We start from the raw sequence: 20,719 nt of genomic DNA on the forward strand, positions 1-20,719 counted from the left end.
CATTATATGGGAATAGCTGTGATGACAGAACAATCTCCCGCGCCTCTTTTTCCCCACCGCCATTTGCTCGGGATTAAAGGTCTTTCTCCTCTCGATATTACCACATTGCTGGATCTGGCCGACAGTGAAGTTGCTGTCTCCCGTCAGCCGGAAAAAAAGAAAACAATCCTAAGCGGTCGTACGCAGATTAATCTTTTCTTTGAAAACTCCACCCGTACCCAATCTTCCTTTGAACTGGCCGGTAAGCGCCTCGGTGCCGATGTGATGAACATGTCGGTCGGCAGCTCGTCGGTTAAAAAGGGTGAAACGCTGATTGATACGGCGATGACGCTCAATGCCATGCAACCGGATATTCTGGTTATCCGTCACGCTTCTGCCGGTGCTGCGGCACTTCTGGCGCAGAAAGTCGGCTGCTCGGTGGTCAATGCCGGTGACGGTGCCCATGAACATCCGACACAGGCCCTGCTCGATGCGCTGACCATCCGCCGCGCTAAAGGCAAAGTCGGTCGTCTGATCGTGGCAATCTGCGGTGATGTCCTGCATTCACGCGTTGCCCGCTCCAATATTCTGCTGCTCAATGCGCTGGGCGCGCGGGTACGGGTGATTGCACCATCCACCCTGCTGCCATCCGGCATTGAACAAATGGGCGTTGAAGTGTTCAACTCCATGAAAGAGGGTCTGAAAGACGCTGATGTGGTGATGATGCTGCGCCTGCAGCGCGAGCGCATGAGCGGCTCTTTTGTGCCATCCGTGCGTGAATATTTCCACTTCTACGGGCTGGATAAAGAAAAGCTCAAATATGCCAAGCCGGACGCTTTGGTAATGCATCCGGGCCCGATGAACCGTGGTGTAGAGATTGCCTCGGATATTGCTGACGGCCCGCAAAGCGTGATCCAGCAACAGGTGGAAATGGGTGTTGCCGTACGCATGGCCGTGATGGAAGCTTTGCTTGACCCGCGACGAAATCCTGAAAATTTTAACGGTGTTGGAGCCTGATGATGAGCACTACAGTTTACACCAATGCCCGCATCATTGATCCTTCGCGCAATCTCGATGAAACCGGCACGCTGATCGTTCAGGACGGCATTATCGTCGCCAGCGGTGCCGATGCCAATAATCAGGGCACGCCGGAAGGCGCGGAAATTATCGACCTCAACGGCAATGTGCTGATCCCGGGTCTGGTCGACAGCCGCGTTTTCATCGGTGAGCCAGGCACAGAACACCGCGAAACTATTGCCTCGGCCAGTCAGGCTGCTGCTGCCGGTGGCGTAACCTCTATGATTATGATGCCGGATACTGATCCGGTGATTGACAATGTGGCACTGGTCGAATTCGTCAAGCGGACTGCCCGCGACACCGCCATTGTCAATGTGCATCCGGCTGCGGCCATCACCCGAGGTTTGCTGGGTGAGGAAATGACCGAAATGGGCCTGCTGCGTGAAGCCGGTGCGGTTGCCTTTACCGAAGGCCGCAAATCACTGGCCAATACGCTGCTGCTGCGCCGTGCGCTGACCTATGCCAAGGATTTCGGTGCGGTGATTGCCCATGAGACAATCGACCCTTATCTCGGTGGCGGTGCGATGAATAGCGGGCTTTATGCCAGCTGGCTCGGCCTTTCCGGTGCGCCGCGCGAAGCAGAAGTCATTCCGCTGGAACGTGACCTGCGCTTAGCAAGCATGACCGGCGGCAATTATCACGCTGCGCAAATTTCCTGCGATATGTCGGCTCAGGTGCTGCGCCGCGCTAAAGAAACCAATGCAAAAGTCAGCGCTGCTGTTTCGATCAATCATTTATCGCTGAATGAAAATGATATCGGCGAATATCGTACATTCTTCCGTCTTTCGCCGCCGCTGCGCAATGAAGATGACCGTCAGGCGATGATTGAAGCCGTGCGCAACGGCACGATTGATGTGATCGTCTCCGCGCATAATCCGCAGGATGTTGATACCAAACGTCTGCCATTTGCCGATGCGGAAGCCGGTGCAATCGGACTGGAAACCCTGCTGGGTGCAGCGCTGCGTCTCTATCACAATGACTCATTGAGCCTCTTGCGTCTGATCGAAGTGCTTTCCACCGCTCCGGCCAAACTCTATGGTCTGGATGCAGGCACTCTGAAAGTTGGTGCAAAAGCTGATTTCGCCGTGGTTGATCTTTATGAACCATGGGTCGTAAAGGCTGAAGAATTGCACTCACTCTCGAAAAACAGCTCTTTTGAAGATGCTAAATTTCAGGGTCGCGCGATCCGTACCGTGGTCAGCGGCAAAACAGTCTTCGCATTATAAATATTGTTTTGGTGCGGATTTTATGCCTAATTTCTGCTGTCCGGTTGCGCGGACAAATCACTCTGAGGGGACTTCATGCTTGAACCACTGATTATCACCGGCAGCGCGGCTGGCATTTTTGCAGCGCTGGTCTTTGGCTATCTGCTCGGTTCAATCCCCTTTGGTTTGCTGCTCACCCGCATGGCAGGTCTGGGCGATGTGCGCTCCATCGGTTCCGGCAATATCGGCGCAACCAATGTGTTGCGCACCGGCAATAAGAAAATTGCCGCTGCTACCCTGCTCTGCGATATGCTCAAAGGCACGATCGCCGTACTGGTTGCGGCCTATTTCGGCCGCGACTATGCCTTGGCCGCAGGGCTTGGCGCATTTCTCGGCCACCTCTTTCCGGTCTGGCTTGGATTTAAAGGCGGCAAAGGCGTTGCCACTTATCTCGGTATTCTGCTGGGGCTGGCATGGCCGGGTGCACTGGTTTTTGCAGCTGTATGGATCGTTATCGCGCTTCTCACACGCTATTCTTCGCTCTCAGCGCTGATCGCCTGTATCATTGTTCCGCTTTCCATTCTCTATCTCGGACTAACGAAAACAGCGCTGCTCTTTGCAGTTCTGACGCTGATAATTTTTATCAAGCACCGTGCAAATATTGAACGGTTACTGAGCGGCACAGAAACCAAAATAGGATCAAAATAAATGATCGCAGAGACGGGTTCGCAGTCAAAAGGAATTCGTCTCTCAGATCAGCAGAGACTCAACTGGTTGCGGCTGATCCGCAGCGATAATGTCGGGCCTGCCAGTTTTCGCGATCTGATCGCCTATTGCGGCAGCGCTGCTGCCGCACTTGAGCACCTGCCGCAACTGGTGCGCTCCACAGCCAAACGCCCGCTGCGTATTCATACAATTGATGAAGCCGAACAGGAACTGGAAGCGATAGAACGCTCCGGTGCCAAACTTATCGGCATGGGCGAGCCCGAATATCCGTCCTATCTCAGACAAATCCTCAATCCTCCGCCACTGGTAACTGTGCTTGGAGATACAACGCTGTTCAGCAAACCGCCGGTGGCGATTGTCGGCGCACGAAATGCTTCTGCCACGGCCTGTGCCTTCACAAGCCAGCTGGTTCGTGATCTCGGGCAATCCGGCTGCGCCATCGTTTCCGGCTTTGCGCGAGGCATTGATACGGCGGCGCACAAAGCCAGCCTTGAGACAGGTACGATTGCCGTTCTGGCAGGCGGGCTTGACCGTCCCTATCCGCCGGAAAATATTCCGCTGCTCGACCAGATCATTGATAATGGCGGGGTCATTATTACTGAAATGCCGATGGGCTGGGTTCCGCGCGCGCAGGATTTTCCGCGCCGCAACCGCATCATCGCCGGTCTGTCGCTCGGGCTTGCGGTGATTGAAGCGGCACAGCGTTCCGGTTCGCTCATCAGCGCACGACTGGCTGCAGAAATAGGCAGGCTGGTTTTTGCTGTACCGGGTTCACCGCTTGATCCGCGTGCGAATGGTGCCAATTCTCTGCTCAAGAACGGCGCTATCATGCTCACCGAAGCACAGGATATTTGGGATGCTCTGGAGCCGATGCTGCGCACAAAAGATACAGCGCCGATGCAGGCCGGAGCATTGTTCAATCAAGACACAGCACAGATTTTGATGAAACAACCGGCAAGTATCGGTTTCGATACCGGTAAAAACCCTGTTCCGGCACAAAATGATTATGAGCGTATCCGCAACGCTCTCAGCAACACCCCCGTTTCAGCGGATGTGATTATCCGCCACACAGGTCTCAGCGCCTCTGCCGTGCATCTGGCATTGCTGGAGCTTGATCTCGCGGGGCAGTTGCAACGCAGCGACAATGGTCTGGTTGCGCTTTTGCCCTCATAATAATCAGTTTTTCGTCATCCGGCCTGACTGGCTGCGCAAAACATCTGATGCCTCAACCCATGCCATTTCGATGAAATAAGCCAGCATCGGATAGTGGTTGGACTGAGCAATATGACGTAATTCCAGTAGCTTATCATGAACATAAATGATTTCATGATAGGACTTCTCTTTATCTGCCTTCATGAGCCCGCCTTAAGCCTAAATATATAAATTAAAGTACCAAATAAAATGTCATTCTATTGCAACCGGAACAGACAAATTTGATATGTACAATGCCTGAAATCAACCTATGATTACAAAATAAACAATGTCAACCTGTCGTTGTTTTGCGTAAAAAACAGTGGCTTGCTCTTGACCAATCTGATTTCGCTGTTCATTTGAATGACAAATATCCTGCCAGCCTGATGATTATCAACACTGGCGCAATCCGGGCATATCCGGCTGTGTACGTTAATCTGGACCCGCAATATGAATGTCGTTGTCGTTGAATCGCCCGCCAAGGCCAAAACAATCAATAAATATCTAGGCTCAGGCTATAAGGTTCTGGCCTCTTTCGGTCATGTCCGCGATTTGCCTGCAAAAGACGGCTCTGTTCGTCCTGATGAAGATTTTGCCATGAGCTGGGAGGTCGATGCGGCCTCTTCCAAGCGCCTTTCCGAGATCGCCAAAGCGGTCAAGGAAAGCGACGAACTGATTCTGGCAACTGACCCTGATCGCGAAGGGGAAGCTATTTCATGGCACGTTCTGGATGTGCTGCGCGCTAAAAAAGTGCTCGGCTCCAAGCCGGTCAAGCGCGTGGTGTTCAACGCCATTACAAAAAATGCCGTGCTCGAAGCCATGGCCAATCCGCGTGAAATCGACGTGCCGCTGGTGGATGCCTATCTGGCACGCCGTGCGCTCGACTATCTGGTAGGCTTCACACTGTCGCCGGTTCTGTGGCGCAAATTGCCGGGTTCGCGCTCGGCTGGCCGCGTGCAGTCGGTGGCACTGCGCCTCGTTTGCGACCGTGAAACCGAGATTGAACGCTTCATCCGTGAAGAATACTGGAATATTGCCGCCCTGCTCCAGACACCGCGCAGCGATAATTTCACTGCCCGCCTGACTGTTGTTGACGGCAAGAAACTCGGCAAGCTCGATATTAAAAATGAAGAGCAGGCAAGTGCCATCCGCACCATGCTGGAAGGCGCGGCCTTCAATGTCATGAGCGTTGATGCCAAGCCGACCAAACGTAATCCGGGCCCGCCATTCACCACTTCCACCTTGCAGCAGGCCGCCAGCGGTCAGCTCGGCTTCTCCGCATCGCGCACCATGCAGGTTGCACAGCGCCTCTATGAAGGTATTGAGCTTGGCGGTGAAACCACCGGTCTGATTACCTATATGCGTACTGACGGTGTGCAGATGGCGCCGGAAGCGATTTCCGCAGCGCGTAAAGCAATCGGCCAGACATTCGGCGATAATTATGTGCCGGAAAAGCCGCGTTACTATTCCACAAAAGCGAAAAACGCTCAGGAAGCGCACGAAGCGGTGCGTCCGACCGATTTCAGCCGTCATCCGAAAGAAGTACGCAAATATCTCGATGAAGATCAGGCTCGCCTTTATGAGCTGATCTGGAAACGCGCTATCGCCAGTCAGATGCAGCCTGCTGATATTGAGCGCACAGTCGTTGATATTGAAGCTAAAAACGGCGCCCGTTCGGCTGTATTGCGTGCCAATGGTTCGGTTGTCCGCTTCAACGGCTTTCTCGCGGCCTATACTGATCACCGCGAAGAAGAAGATGAAGACGAGGACAGTGCGCGTCTGCCACAGATCAATGCCGGTGAGGTGCTGAAGCGCGAGAAAATCGACGCAACCCAGCATTCGACTGAACCGCCTCCGCGCTACTCCGAAGCATCGCTCATCAAGCGCATGGAAGAGCTCGGCATCGGCCGCCCGTCGACTTATGCGGCAACGCTGAAAACTCTGGGTGACCGCGATTATGTCACGATGGATAAGCGCAAGCTGATCCCGCAGGCCAAAGGCCGTCTGGTCACCGCATTCCTTGAAAGCTTCTTTGAGCGCTATGTGGAATATGATTTCACCGCTGCGCTGGAAGAAAAGCTCGATCTGATTTCCGATGGCAAACTGGCATGGAAAGACGTGCTGCGCGACTTCTGGCAGGATTTCTCCGGCAATGTCGACAGCACCAAAGAACTGCGCGTTACCAATGTGCTGGATGCGCTCAATGAGCAGCTTTCCGCCCTTGCCTTCCCTGATCGCGGCGATGGCATGGATCCACGTATCTGCCCGACCTGCGGCACCGGCAATCTCTCGCTGAAGCTCGGCAAATACGGTGCTTTCGTCGGCTGTTCCAACTATCCGGAGTGCAAATTCACCCGTCAGCTTGGTGGTGAAGGCGAAGGTGATGCAGCAGCTGCATCTGATGAACCAAAAGTACTTGGTCAGGATCCGGCAACCGGTGAAGATATCACTGCGCGTACCGGCCGTTTCGGCCCGTATATCCAGCGCGGTGAAGGCAAGGAAGCCAAGCGTTCCAGCCTGCCAAAAGGCTGGTCACTGGCTGAACTTGATCTGGAAAAAGCTTTGCAGCTTATCAATCTGCCGCGCGATGTGGGTCCGCATCCGGAAAGCGGCAAGATGATCACCGCAAGCCTCGGCCGTTACGGCCCTTATATTGCCCATGACGGCGCTTTCGCCAATGTCGACAGCATTGAGGATGTGTTTGAGATCGGCATCAACCGCGCTGTGACTGTGCTGGCGGAGAAAGCGGCTAAAGGCGGTCGCACCCGCGCAACACCGGCTGCGCTTGCCACACTCGGCGATCATCCGGATGGCGGCTCCATTACTGTGCGTGACGGTCGCTACGGCCCTTATGTTAATTGGGGTAAGGTCAATGCCACACTGCCAAAGGGCAAAGATCCGGCAACGGTGACAATGGAAGAAGCGCTGGAGCTGATTACAGCGAAAGCCGGCTCTGCCAAGAAGACCACGAAGAAAGCCGCACCGAAAAAAGCGGCAGCTCCGAAGAAGACAACCAAAGCCAAGGCTGCGGATGATGAAGCCAAACCGGTGAAAAAGGCAGCAGCCAAAAAGCCGGCAGCTAAAAAGACTGCGACTAAAGCAGCCGCTAAACCTAAAAAAGCGGATGCGGCTGAATAAGCAGCACAAAGCACGTAAAACAGAGGGCACCATAGTTACTATGGTGCCCTTTTTATTTGCATCAGCGCAGGCACAGCAAATGTTTCCATTCTGTGCTGAAATGCTTTAAAGAGTTTTCAGGACTTTATGAAAAGTAAATATTAAGGATGACCGGATTGGCTCGCAGAATAGACCCTTCATCTGACCGTAACAGCGGCTCAGGCAAACAAAAAAACCAGAAGGGCGCAAAAAACAACAAGAGCTTTTCCGGTAAATCCAAAGTGAAGCCGCTCTCGGAAGCCTATCTTCCGAGCAAAGAAGATATCCTCACTTTCATCACTGAAAATCCGGATCGCGCTGCCAAGCGTGATATTGCCAAGGCGTTCAATCTCAAGGGTGATGCCCGCATTTATCTCAAAGATATTCTGCGTGAACTGGCCGATGACGGACAGGTGGAGAAGCGTGCCAAGAAACTGTCACGCCCGAATACCCTGCCTCCGATTGCAGCGCTGACCATTACCGGTCGCGACAGCGATGGCGGCCTGATTGCACGTCCGATTGAGTGGAATGGTGAAACAGCAGCGCCACTGGTACTGCTGCGCCGGACACACAAGGATAAAGGCCCGACAGTTGGTGTTGGCGATCAGGTTCTGGCGAAAATCTTTGCCAGTTCCGATAAAAGCGCCGCGCCTTATACCGGCCGCGTTATCAAAAAGCTGGAAAAACGCGATAATGCCGTGCTTGGTGTTTTGCGCCAGTTGCAGAGCGGCGAATACCGTCTTGAGCCGGTCAACCGCAAACAGAGTGAAATCAGCATTGATGCGCAACATCTGAACGGTGCTGAACCGGGTGATCTGGTTGAGGCGATCCCGCATCAGAAAAGCCGCTTTGGTCTGCCGCAGGGTAAGATTGAACAGGTGATCGGCTCGATCGGCAGTGAAAAAGCGCTGTCGATGATTGCGATTCACGAATATGAAATTCCGCATATTTTCCCTGAAAGAGCGATTGAGCAGGCGGAAAATGCCAAACCGGCAACAATGGCGCATCGGGAAGACTGGCGCTCGCTGCCGCTGGTCACCATTGATCCGGCTGACGCTAAAGATTATGACGATGCGGTTTTTGCCGAACCGGATACTGATCCGGCCAATGAAGGCGGCTTTGTCATTGTCGTGGCGATTGCCGATGTCAGCCATTATGTGCAGCACGGTTCCTCGCTTGACCATGAAGCACTGAAGCGCGGTAATTCGGTCTATTTCCCTGACCGCGTGGTGCCGATGCTGCCGGAACGCATCTCCAATGATCTGTGCTCACTGCGTGAAGGTGTTGACCGTCCGGCCATGGCGGTGCGCATTATCATCGGCGCAGATGGCCGCAAACGCTCGCACAGCTTTCACCGTATCATGATGCGCTCGGTTGCCCGCCTCGCCTATCAACAGGCTCAGGCGGCCATTGACGGCGCACTGGATGAGAAGACCGAACGCGTTATTGATATCAGCCTGAAGCCGCTGTGGAAGGCCTATGCCGCGCTGAAAAAAGCCCGCGACAAGCGCGAGCCGCTGGAGCTTGATCTGCCGGAGAAAAAACTGATCCTCGACGATCAGGGGCAAGTGCTGAAAGTTATCGTGCCTGACCGGCTCGATGCGCATAAGCTCATCGAAGAATTTATGATTCAGGCCAATGTCGCCGCCGCTGAAACACTGGAAGCAAAAAACCAGCCGCTGATCTATCGTATTCATGATCTGCCGTCGCTGACCAAGCAGGAATCCCTGCGTGACTTCCTCAAAACACTGGAAATCAGCCTTGCCCGCGGTGCGGAACTGCGCCCGAGCCAGTTCAACGGCATTTTGTCCCGTGTTCGGGGTACAGATCACGAAGAGCTGGTCAATCAGGTGGTGCTGCGCTCGCAAAGTCAGGCTGAATATAATACCGATAATATCGGCCATTTCGGCTTAAATCTGCGCCATTACGCGCATTTCACCTCGCCGATCCGCCGTTATGCTGACCTGATCGTGCATCGTGCGCTGATCCGCGCGCTCAATCTGGGACCCGATGGTCTGAGCAATGACGAGATTGGCGAATTGCCGGCCATTGCGCTCAGCATTTCCCAGACAGAGCGCCGCGCCATGCTGGCCGAGCGTGAAACGACAGATCGTCTGATCGCCCATCATCTGGCCGAACAGGTTGGCAATGAGTTTCAGGCGCGTGTGCAGGGTGTGACCAAAGCCGGTCTGTTTGTGACCCTTGCGACATATGGTGCCGACGGCTTTATTCCCATTTCCACTTTGGGCCGGGAATATTATCACTATGATGAAGCCGGTCATTCTGTCGCCGGTGAACGGTCAGGCAAAGGCTATCGTCTTGGCGACAGTGTGGAAGTACGGCTGGTTGAAGCGCAGCCGGTTGCCGGAGCACTGCGTTTTGAAATGCTGACAGAACCGCGTTTGCTGCCTGCATCCTTGCAATCGCACCATAAAGCTACCAAATTCAGCCGCAAGGCGGGAAAATCCCGCACCGGCGGTCCGGCCAGAGGCAAACCAGCCCATATTTCGCGTAAGAGCAAAAGATAACCCCGACACAGGTATTGGGAGACGATGATGAGCAGCGATCAGACCCTGACACAGACGGAAACGCAGGTTTTCGGCGGCGAGAAGACAAAGCCCGTCCGCACACCGCGCCCGTTGGGACAAGCCATGCAGCGCGGTTTTCTCTCCCGCTGCCCGCATTGCGGTGACGGCAAATTGTTCCGCTCCTTCCTGCGTCCGGTTGCTAATTGCTCTGTCTGTAATGAAGATTACACACCGCAGCGTGCCGATGATCTGCCTGCCTATCTGACCGTACTGATTGTCGGCCACGTCGTCGTCGCGCTGTTCATGATGGTGGAAAATATGGGCGGCCTGTCACTCTGGGGGCATCTGGCCATCTGGGGGCCGGTGACCATTCTGATGTCACTGGTGCTGCTGCAACCGATTAAAGGTGCAACCATCGGCCTGCAATGGGCGCTTTATATGCATGGCTTTGATAAAGAAAGTCAGCAGGAATATATCTGACGCAAATGTCAGGACATAAAACAGACCACGCTTTGCAGGATATGCACCGGCCGGATGATGCGGCAGCTTTGAGTAATCAGGGCACCGCAGCATCCCGCATTATCCGGCCGCGTGATGCTGCCTCACTCATCCTCATCGACCGCAACGGCAATGAGCCGCGTATTCTCATGGGGCGCCGCGCCCGTGCGATGCATTTCATGCCGGATATGTTTGTCTTCCCCGGCGGCGGTACAGAAGCGCAGGACGGCAGAATTAATGCTGCCAACAGCCTCAGGCCGCAGGATGAAATAAAATTGCTGGCAGGACTTGGCAAACGTGCCAGCACACAACGCGCGCGTGCGCTTGCCATGACTGCAATACGCGAAACCTATGAGGAAACCGGCCTGTTGCTCGGTACGCCGCATGATGATGCGCAAACACATCCGTGGACAGGTTTTGCCCGCAGCAATCGCCTGCCCGATTTATCGCAGCTGCGTTATGTGGCGCGCGCGATCACCCCGCCCGGTCATGTGCGCCGCTATGATGCGCGTTTCTTTGCCAGTTTCCTGGATGAAATCAGCCCGGAGCTCCCTGCCCGAAACCACAATCCGGCTGACATAAGCGCTATAGAATCATCTGCTTATAATGAGCCGGAATTGTCTGATTTGAAATTTGTGAGCTTTTCCGAGGCCTTTAATCTCAATATTGCAGCGATTACGCGCATTATTTTGCGGGATATCGAAAAACTCCTGCTCGAAGACAGGGATTTGTCCTCTATATATCCGGTTCCGTTCTATCGTAAACGGCATGGCCGTCATGTCCGTGAGGTGATTTAAGTTTCATGCAGCAAGACCATCTTTCAACTGAACCCGCATCAGAGGTACTTCAACCAACGCAATGGCGCTCTCTTGGCGCAGCCATTGCCACGATCAGTGCCGTTGGTGCAGCGATCGGCCTTGGTATTCCGCTGCTGAGTGTGCTTCTGGAAAGCCGTGGCTATTCAGCCAGCACCATCGGTGCAAATACGGCTGTTGCCGGTCTTGCATCGCTGTTTGGCGCAGCGTTATCCGCGCGTATCGGTTCTTACCTCGGCGTTGCCCGTTCTATGCTGCTGATGCTGTTCATCAGCGGTCTGTCTTTTCTCGGCTTCTATCTGTTTCCGAATATTATTGCATGGTTTGCACTGCGCGTTTCCTTGCATTTCGCGCTCACAGTGCTGTTTGTGCTGTCTGAATATTGGGTCAATACCTCTGCCCCGCCGGCCAAACGCGGACTGGTGCTTGGTATATACGCGACATGTCTTTCGCTCGGCTTCGCGGTCGGCCCGTGGTTGTTCTCAATCATCGGCAGCGGCGGTTTCATGCCATTTGGTATCGGTATCGTCATCATTGCGCTGGCAGCCTTCCCTGTCATGATTGCCAGTAAAGACAGCCCTGAATTTGAGGAAGGGGAACACGTTCCCTTCATGCCTTATATTTTCGCGGTTCCGGCAGCGACAATGGCGGTCTTTGTCTATGGTGCAGTGGAAACCGGAGGTTTTGCCCTGTTTCCGGTCTTTGGCACGCGTGTCGGCCTCAATGAAGGCGATGCCGCGCTGTTGCTGACCATGGTCGGTCTCGGCAATGTGCTGATGCAGATTCCGCTCGGCCTCGTCTCCGACCGCATCGGCGACCGCCGTATTCTGCTGCTGATTTGTGCTATTATCGGTTTCGCCGGTATGGTGCTGCTGCCTTATGTTGTCACAAACTGGTATCTGATGGCAGTTCTGCTGCTGATCTGGGGCGGTGTGGTTGCCGGTCTTTACACTGTCGGCCTCGCCCATCTTGGTTCGCAATTGCAGGGACGTGAGCTTGCTTCGGCCAATGCCGCGTTCATTTTCTGCTATGGTATCGGTATGCTGGCAGGCCCTCAGGCAGCCGGTGTCGGTATGGATTTGCTGGGAGCGACAGGTTTCCCGGTCACTTTATCACTCTTTTTTGCAGCATTTATCATAATTCTGCTTATCAGACTGGTAGTTCGTAAACAGCGGGCTTGACTTTTCGGCGTGTATCCGTAGTGTCGCGCCAAATTCCCGCACCCGGATGAAATCGCCGGACAAGCAGGCGGTTTTATTATTTAAAAGAGCAGGATATCGTTATGGCTAAGGCTACAACAATTAAAATCAAGCTGTTGTCGACCGCAGACACAGGCTTCTTCTACGTAACCAAGAAGAACAGCCGTACAATGACTGAAAAAATGACAAAGCGTAAATACGACCCAGTTGCTAAGGCACACGTCGAATTCAAAGAAACCAAAATCAAATAATTCTGGTTTCGGTTATTAAAAAAACCCGGGCTGTTATCAGCCCGGGTTTTTTGTTGTCTGAATACAGAGCATTTCTGATTGGTAATTTGTGTCGGAACCGTAATTAAGGCGCCCAATCTGTCTGCTGCAAAACAATACGGTAACCGTCCGGATCTTCGAAAGTTACCCCCTTCTTGTCCCAATAGGGATTGAATGCGCTCACAGGCACAAAGCCGGTCGCTTTCATACGCTCAACAGCATTTTCCCACTCAGCATGATCCGGCAAATAAAAAACCAGCAGATTCTCTTTGGTAGGTGCTTTACCGGCCTGATGCTTATCAGTGCGTGTAAATGCAAAATGATAGGGCACATTTTCACGCCCCATAATGATTGCGTCAAAACCGTCATGATCCTGAAAACTATCAAGAACTGTCAATCCTAAACCATCCCGATAAAAGGGAAGCAGTGCATCCGGATTATCTGTCGGCCTTACAATGCGGAACGTAGGAATTTTCATCATTCACCTTAGTAAGGCGAAATCCTGTAACTACAGGTCGCCGAGATAGGACTTGATCGTCTCAATAAAGCGCGGCACGGAGATCGGCTTGGAAATATAGGCTTCGCAACCGCCCTGACGAATACGCTCTTCATCGCCCTTCATAGCAAAGGCTGTGACGGCAATAACCGGAATGGCTTTCAGGTCGTCATCTTCTTTCAGCCATTTTGTGACTTCAAGGCCGGAGACTTCCGGCAGCTGAATATCCATCAAAATCAGGTCGGGATGGTGGATTCGCGCCAGATCCATAGCTTCAAGACCATTGCGCGTACGGATGGTTTCATAACCGCTGGCTTCAATCAGATCGCGGAAAAGCTTCATATTCAGCTCATTGTCTTCGACGATCATTACTTTTTTGGTCATGAAAAAATACCTTATTACTCAGAACATTGTCTGAATATATCCGCGTGCTGGCCGCAGCATTTCGTAGTTTTCGGCTCACGTCAATTACCACGCACGGGTACAGCACACAGAGACCATGATTATTCCAACCCCATCAGCATAGCATTGAACAATGACCAAAATGCTCCTAAACAGCTTTCATACAGCTAAAGATGCAATTACAGTTGCCAAAACGTAAAAGCCAGCCGGATATAAAATGTCAAAAACCATCTTGAATCAAAGCGATGCTGAAAATCTGGCCATTGAAGCTCTGGTCTTTCTGGCGCAGCAACCAGATCTGATGAATCGCTTTTTGTCCCTCACCGGTATTGAAGTCTCATCTATCCGCGAAGCCGCAGGTGAACCGGCTTTTCTGACCGGTGTTTTGCAGTTCTATCTGGCGCATGAGCCAACGCTCATGCAGTTTTGTGAAGCCACCGGCCATAAGCCGGAGAGCATGAATCAGGCGCTGCGCTTTCTGCCGAACGGCGACAGTGCTTACGACCAATCCATGTAAGTGTGACCTCCTGCATCGCTGCAGATTGTGTATAAAATTCGCTGGCGCTTGAAATCATCTGCCTGTATTGTGCAAATGTTCCGCTTATGTTCGGATCATGATACAGGTTTTTACGATGGTCAACGGTGTTTCCGGTTATTTTGCTGAGGCCGATCCGCAGGCAGGTTTCTGCCGCGATTGCCTGACTGTGCAGAAAAAACGCCGTAGTGAACCGAGACCACGATGCAGCGCTTGCGGCAGTCCGCGTCTGGTACGTCATGAAGAGCTATATGATTTAAGCTTTGCACATATTGATTGCGATGCTTTTTACGCTTCCATTGAAAAACGCGACAATCCTGAACTGCGTGACAAGCCGGTGATTGTCGGCGGCGGCAAGCGTGGTGTGGTTTCCACCTGCTGCTATATTGCGCGTATTCACGGCGTGCGTTCTGCCATGCCGACTTTCAAAGCCATTGAGCTCTGCCCGCAGGCCGTATTCGTTAAACCGAATATGGAGAAATACCGCAAGGTCGGGCATCAGATTCGCCAAATGATGTTCGATCTCACGCCATTGGTTGAACCGCTTTCGATTGATGAGGCGTTTCTGGATTTGCGCGGTACGGCCAAACTGCACCGTGCGCCGCCTGCCCTTGTGCTGGCAGAATTCGCCCGCCGGATTGAACAGGAAATCGGCATCACCGTTTCTGTCGGCTTATCCTATTGCAAATTTCTGGCGAAACTTGCCTCAGACATGGAGAAGCCGCGTGGTTTCTCGGTGATCGGGGAAAAGGAAACGCTGGATTTTCTGAAGCCTAAGCCGGTCGGTATGATCTGGGGTGTCGGCAAGGCGCTCAATGCCAAACTCAATGCTGACGGTATTCAGACCATAGGACAGCTCCAGCAAATGGAAGAATCTGCGCTGATGAAGTCCTATGGCGTGATGGGGCAGCGTCTCTACCGCCTCTCTCGCGGCATGGATACGCGCACAGTGCAGCCGGAAAGCGAGATGAAGAGCATCTCCAATGAAACCACGTTTGATATTGATATCGCCAAGGCTGAAGAGCTGGTGCCGGTTCTGCGTGCACTATCGGAAAAAGTTGCCGGACGGCTGAAACATGGCGAGATTGCCGGTCATACAGTGGTGCTGAAACTCAAAACCAAGGATTTCCAAAGCCGTACCCGCAATCATCGTCTGAGCGATCCCACGCAGCTTGCAGACAGGATTTTCCGCACCGGTCTTTATATGCTGCAAAAGGAAATTGACGGCACAAAATATCGCCTGCTCGGCATCGGCGTGACCGACCTCACCGATCCGGTGAAAGCCGATCCGCCGGATCTGGTGGATATCAAAGCCGGTAAGCGTGCGGCGGCTGAAACAGCCATTGATAAGCTGCGCTCAAAATTCGGCTCGAAGACAGTGGAAACCGGCTATACATTCGGCAAAGGCAACCTCGCACGACCGCAGACACCGTCAGACAAATAAATGCACTCAGCTATTTGGAAGATAAAACAATGATTATCAGGCCTGCCCGATTGAGTGATGCTGAAGCCATGAGCCGCATTTTGACGGATATCATTGCAGTTACACAACGGCAGCGCCCGCATGATCAGGATTTCGTGCGCGATACTTATATCAATAACCTGCATGGCATTCTGTGCAGCGTGGCAGAAGATGCAAATGGCGAGCTTTTGGGCTTCCAGTCACTGATCCGCGCAGCTGAGGGCAATAAATACGGTGTTAGCGCAGGCTGGGGCATTATCGGCACACATGTCAGCCCGCGTGCTGCCAGACGCGGTGTGGGCAAGGCTCTGTTTTCCGCAACAAAACTTGCAGCTGAAAATGCAGGCCTGCAAAATATTGACGCGACTATCGGCGCGGATAATACCAATGGGCTTGCTTATTATGACGCAATCGGTTTCCAAAGCTATCGCACCGGCGACAATACAATCTGCAAGCGTTTCAGCGTTTCCTGAAACCGGCCGCATCCCGTTTTCCCACCGCTTTATCAGCGAATAAAATGCTAATAAAAGCCATGTCATCATTTCTTCATGGAAGTGACATTTGTCTGAAACAGAGAACGGCGAAATCTCCCCTCAATGTCTGAATCAAAAAGTGGCAGGCCATAGCGAAAATGGTGATTTCGAGCACCGGAACGCAGCGTATATATAAGTACGTGAGTACCCGAAGCGTAGAAATTGCCATTTGCAGCAAGGCATGGCGGCTTTTGGATCAGAGATCCAGAATTTTATCCAACATTCGGGGATATTCATGTCGCGCCGTTCTATGAGACTTTCTCTCATCACCGCTCTTACTGCCACTCTGGCAAGTTCCGTTGCTTTTTCCGCTTCGGCTGAGCCGGTTTTCAATCGCATCGCCAGCTTTGCAGTCGCCGATAACCTGCCGAAAGATGCAGATGCAAAAGCGGCAACCTCCTCCGAAATCATTACGGTTTCCGAAGATGGCAACACGCTGATTTATTCCGACAGCCCGTATGGCGGCATCGGTTTTGTTGATATTACCGACCCTAAAAACCCTAAAGCCGGCGGCGTTCTTAAAGTTGAAGGCGAACCGACATCAGTTGCCGTTGCAGGCAAGCGCGTTTTCGCCGGTGTCAACACATCTGAAAGCTATGTGAAGCCATCAGGCCGTCTGGATGTGATTGATATTGCATCGCGCAAGGTTGAAATGAGCTGCGATCTCGGCGGTCAGCCGGACTCGGTAGCCGTTTCGCCGGACAAGACATTTCTCGCCGTTGCCATTGAAAATGAGCGCGATGAAGACCTGAATGACGGTGAGCTGCCACAGCTGCCAGCCGGTAATCTGGTTATTCTCAATCTCAAAGACGGCACACCGGATTGCAAAACCATGAAAGTGGTTGATCTGACCGGTATTGCAGAAGTTGCACCGGAAGATCCGGAACCGGAATTTGTTTCCATCAACAGCAAGAATGAAATTGCTGTTACCCTTCAGGAAAACAACCATATTGCGATCGTCGATGCTGCTTCCGGCAAGATCACTGCACATTTCTCCGCCGGTACTGTTGATCTCGACAAGATCGATACCAAGAAAGACGGGCAGATCAAATTCAACGGCGAGATGAAAAATGTCTCCCGCGAGCCGGACACCATCAAATGGGTTGGCGATGATCGCCTGCTGACCGCCAATGAAGGCGATTATAAAGGCGGCTCCCGCGGCTTCACGATCTTCGACAAGACCGGCAAGGTAACTTACGAATCCGGCAATACGCTGGAGCACAAGATTGCTGCGCACGGCCATTATCCGGAAAAGCGCAACAAGAAAGGCGTTGAGCTGGAAGGTGCCGAGGTCGGTCGTTTTGGCGAGACCAACTATCTCTTCGTTGCCAGCGAGCGTGGCTCGATGGTCGGTGTTTATAAAGATACCGGTAAAGATCCTGAATTCGTTCAGCTGCTCCCATCAGGCATCGGCCCTGAGGGCGTGCTGGCGATCCCGTCACGCAACCTGCTGGTCACAGCCAATGAAACTGATCTGGGTGAAGACGGCGCCGCCCGCTCCCATGTGATGATTTATGAGTTGCAGGACAAAGCCGCTGATTATCCGCAGCTGGTTTCGGAACTGACGGAAGAAGGCACACCAATCGCCTGGGGCGCGCTCTCTGGTCTGGTTGCTGATGAAGGCAAAGACGGCATTCTCTATGCAGTTTCTGACTCTGCTTATTTTGCTGCACCGACAATCTACACGATTGACGCCAATCAGAAGCCTGCGAAAATCACCTCTGCGCTGCTCGTCAAACGCGGTAAAGATGCGGCGCAAAAGATTGATCTTGAAGGCATTACGACCGATGGCAAAGGCGGCTTCTGGCTGGCCAATGAAGGCGACCAGAAGAAACTGGTGCCGCATGCCATTCTCAATGTGAATGACAAAGGTGAAATCAAAAAAGAAATCGCTTTGCCTGAAGACCTGCTCAAGCATCAGACCCGCTTCGGCCTTGAAGGCATCACCCGCACCGGTGAAGGCGACAATGAAACGCTTTGGATGGTTGTACAGCGCGAATGGGCTGATGATGACAAAGGCACTGTCAAAATTCTCAGCTACAATCTGAAGAGCGAAGAATGGGCTGCCGTTTCCTATCCGCTGGATAAGAAAGAAAAAGGTTGGGTCGGCCTGTCGGAAATCACTGCCCATGACGGTCAGCTCTATATCGTTGAGCGCGACAATCTGATCGGCAATGAAGCTGTCAACAAGCGCCTCTACAAAGTGGCAATGGCTGATCTGAAGCCAGCGAAGATCGGCGAGAAACTGCCGCTTGTCAGCAAAACACTGGTCTATGATTTCATTCCTGACCTCAAGAAGCTCAACGGTTTTGTTCCGGATAAACTTGAAGGCTTCGCCATCGACAAAAACGGCATCGGCTATGTTGTGACTGATAATGACGGTGTGGATGACTCCAATGGTGAAACCCAGTTCTTCACTGTTGGTAAAGTCAGTGAACTAAAAGCTAAGTAAGCACATCCCGAAAAGTGGGAACCGCCTGCGCAGGGAAATCAATTCGCCGGACTGATTTCTTATCCTGCTTCGATCGGAATATGATGTGCGTCAAAGAAAAAGTTAGAGCATTTCCATTTTTCAATTACACAGGAAATGCTCTAAGCCTCCCAAGACTTTGACGAAAAGGCCGCGCTGCATAACAGCGCGGCCTTTTTCTTATCATTTTGCAGGTAATGATTTCGCCAGAAATGCAATAATCATATCAGCGACTTCACGATGGATTGCCTCGCGGCCGCGCTCTCCGCCGTCTTTACAGACAATACCGTCTCCCGGTGTCTCTGCCTCGATAAGTTCTGACGCACCGGCCTTGCATATCTGCATGAAGCTGAAATGCATGGCATCAGCAATCTCAACATATTGCGCGGTTTTTGCTGGCATATTGGAAGCGACATAGCCGGATTCCAGTTTTGCAGGCAGATCACCAATATCAACGCCTGCCCCAAAAATCAGCGCCGGTATAGTAATGCTGTTCAGGCTCTCCGGTGTAAAACCACGCGCCAAGCCCAGATCGAGCGAGACAATCGCACCAACACGCGGATCGGCCTTCATTGTTTTCAGCTTTTCAGCTGCCACTTCGCCTCGCGGCGTAATCAGCTCACTCGCCAGACCACAAGTGCGCGGATTAGGCTGTTCTGTGCAATCCCTGTCAAAGCGCGCAGGGTCAAATTGTGCACCAGCCAGAGCCACAACAGACCAGCCTCCGAGTGAATGACCAATCGCGGCAATGCGGCTTGGCTCAACCTTGACCGCTAAGGCACTGTCAGTGGTCACAGCATCAATCACACGACTAAGGTCATACGGTCGTTCCCAGAGCTGCGCAGCCTGCTCTTTGTCACGATTAAATGTCGTTGTGCCCGGATGATCCGGCGCGGCAACGATATAGCCCTGCCCGACCAGCTCACCTGCCAGCCAGTTCAGGTTACGCCAGCTACCGCCATAGCCATGCGACAAGACTACAAGCGGATGCATTTTGCCGTCAGGCGCAGCATCCGGCATTGCCTGAATGCCTTTAAAAACCGGATTTTCACCAACAGTCTCGGCTGCTTTTGTGTTCGATGCCGGATACCAAAGCGCGACTTTCAAGTCACGCTTGCCGCTCTTATCTGCCAGTTCGGTTTGCCGGAAACCAACCTGCTCATTTGCAGAGGCCAAACTGCCTGTCAGCGTCAAAATGCCAAGCCCTGCCGCCAATACAGCAACTGTCTGTTTCATCATTCCAATCTCCGCTGATATTCTTTTTCGTTACCGGCAGTACAACGCAATCATAAAAAGAGCGACCTGAATCATGATCAAGGTCGCTCATTTATCACTTCATTTTTGAATACGGATTATTTCAGCGGAATATAAATCTCGGTCACGCTTTCAGGATTCATCGGCCCGAGAAAACGCGCGCCGCTATATTCAAATTCCGGCCCTTCATCAGGCTGCATACCTGCACTCGGCAGCCATTCCGAATAGGCCGCGCGGAATGTTTCCGGCAAGGTCGTCACTTCACCCTGATGCTCAACCTTTGCGTAATAGCGCCCCGGAATTTCCATGGCGACCAGTCCTTCAGGAATGGTTGCATCTGCGCCAACCGGCAGACCCGCAATATAACGCCACTGGCCGTCTTCCAGCGGCTGGCAAATGCCGAAAGTGCCGACAGGCTCATTCAGGCGTTCAATCTCATGCTCCCGCGCTTCAAAACGATCCCACATTTGCGCGATGCTGCCCTCATCCTCAGGATACCAGCACATGCCGATAATCCGTTGAGCAGCGAAGAAAACACGTTCAGGCTTTTGTAATTCAGGCATTTTACGCTCCGGTTGTGCGAGATAGCGATAAAGATGATCGAGGGTTTTCTGACGGCGGTTAATGTCAGCCTCAAGCTGCGCTGCGTGATTTTGCAGGCTTGCATGCATCTTCTCCACACTGTCCAGACCGCCGCTGGCAGCCAGTGTTTTGATCTCATCCAGCGCCATACCAAGTTGTCTCAGCCAGACAATGCGCCCCAGTGTTACAATCTGTTCCGGCCGGTAATAGCGGTAGCCATTATCCTGCCCGCTCAGGCAGGGGCTGAACAGACCGATACTGTCATAATGGCGCAGTGTTTTTGTCGTTACCCCTTGGGAGCGCGCCATTTGTCCTATTGTGAGCATGCTTTCTCCTTGTGAC

At 52.8% G+C, this 20,719-nt stretch carries 19 protein-coding genes; 14 read left to right on the forward strand and 5 right to left on the reverse strand.

Annotated features, from left to right (window positions below):
* The first annotated feature begins 21 nt into the window (after positions 1-21).
* The 4 genes from JNC80_RS07770 to dprA all read left to right on the forward strand — a co-directional run bounded on the left by JNC80_RS07770 (position 22) and on the right by dprA (position 4,160).
* Positions 22-996 carry an aspartate carbamoyltransferase catalytic subunit gene (locus tag JNC80_RS07770; RefSeq protein WP_028233959.1) on the forward strand — a complete coding sequence of 325 codons (975 nt, stop codon included), beginning with the start codon at positions 22-24 and terminating at the stop codon, positions 994-996.
* The gene (locus JNC80_RS07775) at positions 996-2,282 is read left to right on the forward strand and encodes a dihydroorotase (protein ID WP_376709985.1); all 1,287 of its coding nucleotides are present in this window, start codon (positions 996-998) and stop codon (positions 2,280-2,282) included. Before JNC80_RS07770 ends, JNC80_RS07775 begins: the two co-directional genes overlap by 1 nt.
* Before the next feature lie 75 nt (positions 2,283-2,357).
* Positions 2,358-2,969, forward strand: a complete 612-nt coding sequence (gene plsY, locus JNC80_RS07780) for a glycerol-3-phosphate 1-O-acyltransferase PlsY (protein ID WP_116088018.1) — start codon at positions 2,358-2,360, stop codon at positions 2,967-2,969.
* A 3-nt stretch (positions 2,970-2,972) separates the two neighbouring features.
* Entirely contained in the window at positions 2,973-4,160 is a 1,188-nt protein-coding gene (gene dprA / locus JNC80_RS07785; RefSeq protein WP_376710128.1) for a DNA-processing protein DprA, read from the forward strand.
* 3 nt (positions 4,161-4,163) lie between these two features.
* On the opposite strand, the gene JNC80_RS07790 is transcribed toward dprA, so the two are convergent.
* Positions 4,164-4,343, reverse strand: coding sequence for a hypothetical protein (locus JNC80_RS07790; protein ID WP_022712310.1), 180 nt, complete (start codon positions 4,341-4,343; stop codon positions 4,164-4,166).
* A gap of 285 nt (positions 4,344-4,628) precedes the next feature.
* Between JNC80_RS07790 and topA the strand changes: the two genes are divergently transcribed.
* From topA to rpmG, 6 genes are all read left to right on the forward strand, one after another.
* Positions 4,629-7,316 carry a type I DNA topoisomerase gene (gene topA, locus JNC80_RS07795; protein WP_376709986.1) on the forward strand — a complete coding sequence of 896 codons (2,688 nt, stop codon included), beginning with the start codon at positions 4,629-4,631 and terminating at the stop codon, positions 7,314-7,316.
* Between the two features lie 260 nt (positions 7,317-7,576).
* A complete protein-coding gene (gene rnr / locus JNC80_RS07800) occupies positions 7,577-9,862 on the forward strand; it encodes a ribonuclease R (RefSeq protein WP_376710129.1) in 2,286 nt (761 codons plus the stop codon).
* Positions 9,863-9,889: 27 nt separating this feature from the next.
* Positions 9,890-10,342: a DUF983 domain-containing protein gene (locus JNC80_RS07805; RefSeq protein ID WP_221719540.1), complete on the forward strand. Its 453-nt coding sequence runs from the start codon at positions 9,890-9,892 to the stop codon at positions 10,340-10,342.
* A 41-nt stretch (positions 10,343-10,383) separates the two neighbouring features.
* On the forward strand, positions 10,384-11,157 hold the full coding sequence (locus tag JNC80_RS07810; RefSeq protein WP_376710130.1) for an NUDIX hydrolase: 774 nt from the start codon (positions 10,384-10,386) through the stop codon (positions 11,155-11,157).
* Between the two features lie 5 nt (positions 11,158-11,162).
* Positions 11,163-12,356 carry an MFS transporter gene (locus JNC80_RS07815; RefSeq protein WP_376709988.1) on the forward strand — a complete coding sequence of 398 codons (1,194 nt, stop codon included), beginning with the start codon at positions 11,163-11,165 and terminating at the stop codon, positions 12,354-12,356.
* A 101-nt stretch (positions 12,357-12,457) separates the two neighbouring features.
* Positions 12,458-12,625, forward strand: coding sequence for a 50S ribosomal protein L33 (rpmG, locus tag JNC80_RS07820; RefSeq protein ID WP_022712316.1), 168 nt, complete (start codon positions 12,458-12,460; stop codon positions 12,623-12,625).
* A gap of 103 nt (positions 12,626-12,728) precedes the next feature.
* Here the strand turns inward: rpmG and JNC80_RS07825 are convergent, their stop codons facing one another.
* Together JNC80_RS07825 and JNC80_RS07830 are read right to left on the reverse strand one after the other, a co-directional pair.
* The gene (locus JNC80_RS07825; RefSeq protein ID WP_116088023.1) at positions 12,729-13,124 is read right to left on the reverse strand and encodes a VOC family protein; all 396 of its coding nucleotides are present in this window, start codon (positions 13,122-13,124) and stop codon (positions 12,729-12,731) included.
* Between the two features lie 27 nt (positions 13,125-13,151).
* A complete protein-coding gene (locus JNC80_RS07830; RefSeq protein ID WP_022712318.1) occupies positions 13,152-13,523 on the reverse strand; it encodes a response regulator in 372 nt (123 codons plus the stop codon).
* Positions 13,524-13,758: 235 nt separating this feature from the next.
* Here JNC80_RS07830 and JNC80_RS07835 point away from each other — a divergent pair, with 235 nt between their 5' ends.
* From JNC80_RS07835 to JNC80_RS07850, 4 genes are all read left to right on the forward strand, one after another.
* The gene (locus tag JNC80_RS07835; protein WP_075655324.1) at positions 13,759-14,058 is read left to right on the forward strand and encodes a DUF3572 domain-containing protein; all 300 of its coding nucleotides are present in this window, start codon (positions 13,759-13,761) and stop codon (positions 14,056-14,058) included.
* 115 nt (positions 14,059-14,173) lie between these two features.
* Positions 14,174-15,520: a DNA polymerase IV gene (locus tag JNC80_RS07840; RefSeq protein WP_376710131.1), complete on the forward strand. Its 1,347-nt coding sequence runs from the start codon at positions 14,174-14,176 to the stop codon at positions 15,518-15,520.
* A 29-nt stretch (positions 15,521-15,549) separates the two neighbouring features.
* A complete protein-coding gene (locus tag JNC80_RS07845) occupies positions 15,550-16,011 on the forward strand; it encodes a GNAT family N-acetyltransferase (RefSeq protein ID WP_376709989.1) in 462 nt (153 codons plus the stop codon).
* A 295-nt stretch (positions 16,012-16,306) separates the two neighbouring features.
* Entirely contained in the window at positions 16,307-18,523 is a 2,217-nt protein-coding gene (locus JNC80_RS07850) for an esterase-like activity of phytase family protein (RefSeq protein WP_376709990.1), read from the forward strand.
* A 201-nt stretch (positions 18,524-18,724) separates the two neighbouring features.
* Here the strand turns inward: JNC80_RS07850 and JNC80_RS07855 are convergent, their stop codons facing one another.
* Together JNC80_RS07855 and JNC80_RS07860 are read right to left on the reverse strand one after the other, a co-directional pair.
* Entirely contained in the window at positions 18,725-19,780 is a 1,056-nt protein-coding gene (locus JNC80_RS07855) for an alpha/beta hydrolase family protein (protein WP_376709991.1), read from the reverse strand.
* A 113-nt stretch (positions 19,781-19,893) separates the two neighbouring features.
* Complete coding sequence (locus JNC80_RS07860) at positions 19,894-20,703, reverse strand: MerR family transcriptional regulator (RefSeq protein ID WP_213597742.1); 810 nt, start codon at positions 20,701-20,703, stop codon at positions 19,894-19,896.
* Positions 20,704-20,719 lie beyond the last annotated feature (16 nt).

It is taken from the genome of Pseudochrobactrum lubricantis (assembly GCF_041929865.1).
Lineage (GTDB): Bacteria > Pseudomonadota > Alphaproteobacteria > Rhizobiales > Rhizobiaceae > Pseudochrobactrum > Pseudochrobactrum saccharolyticum.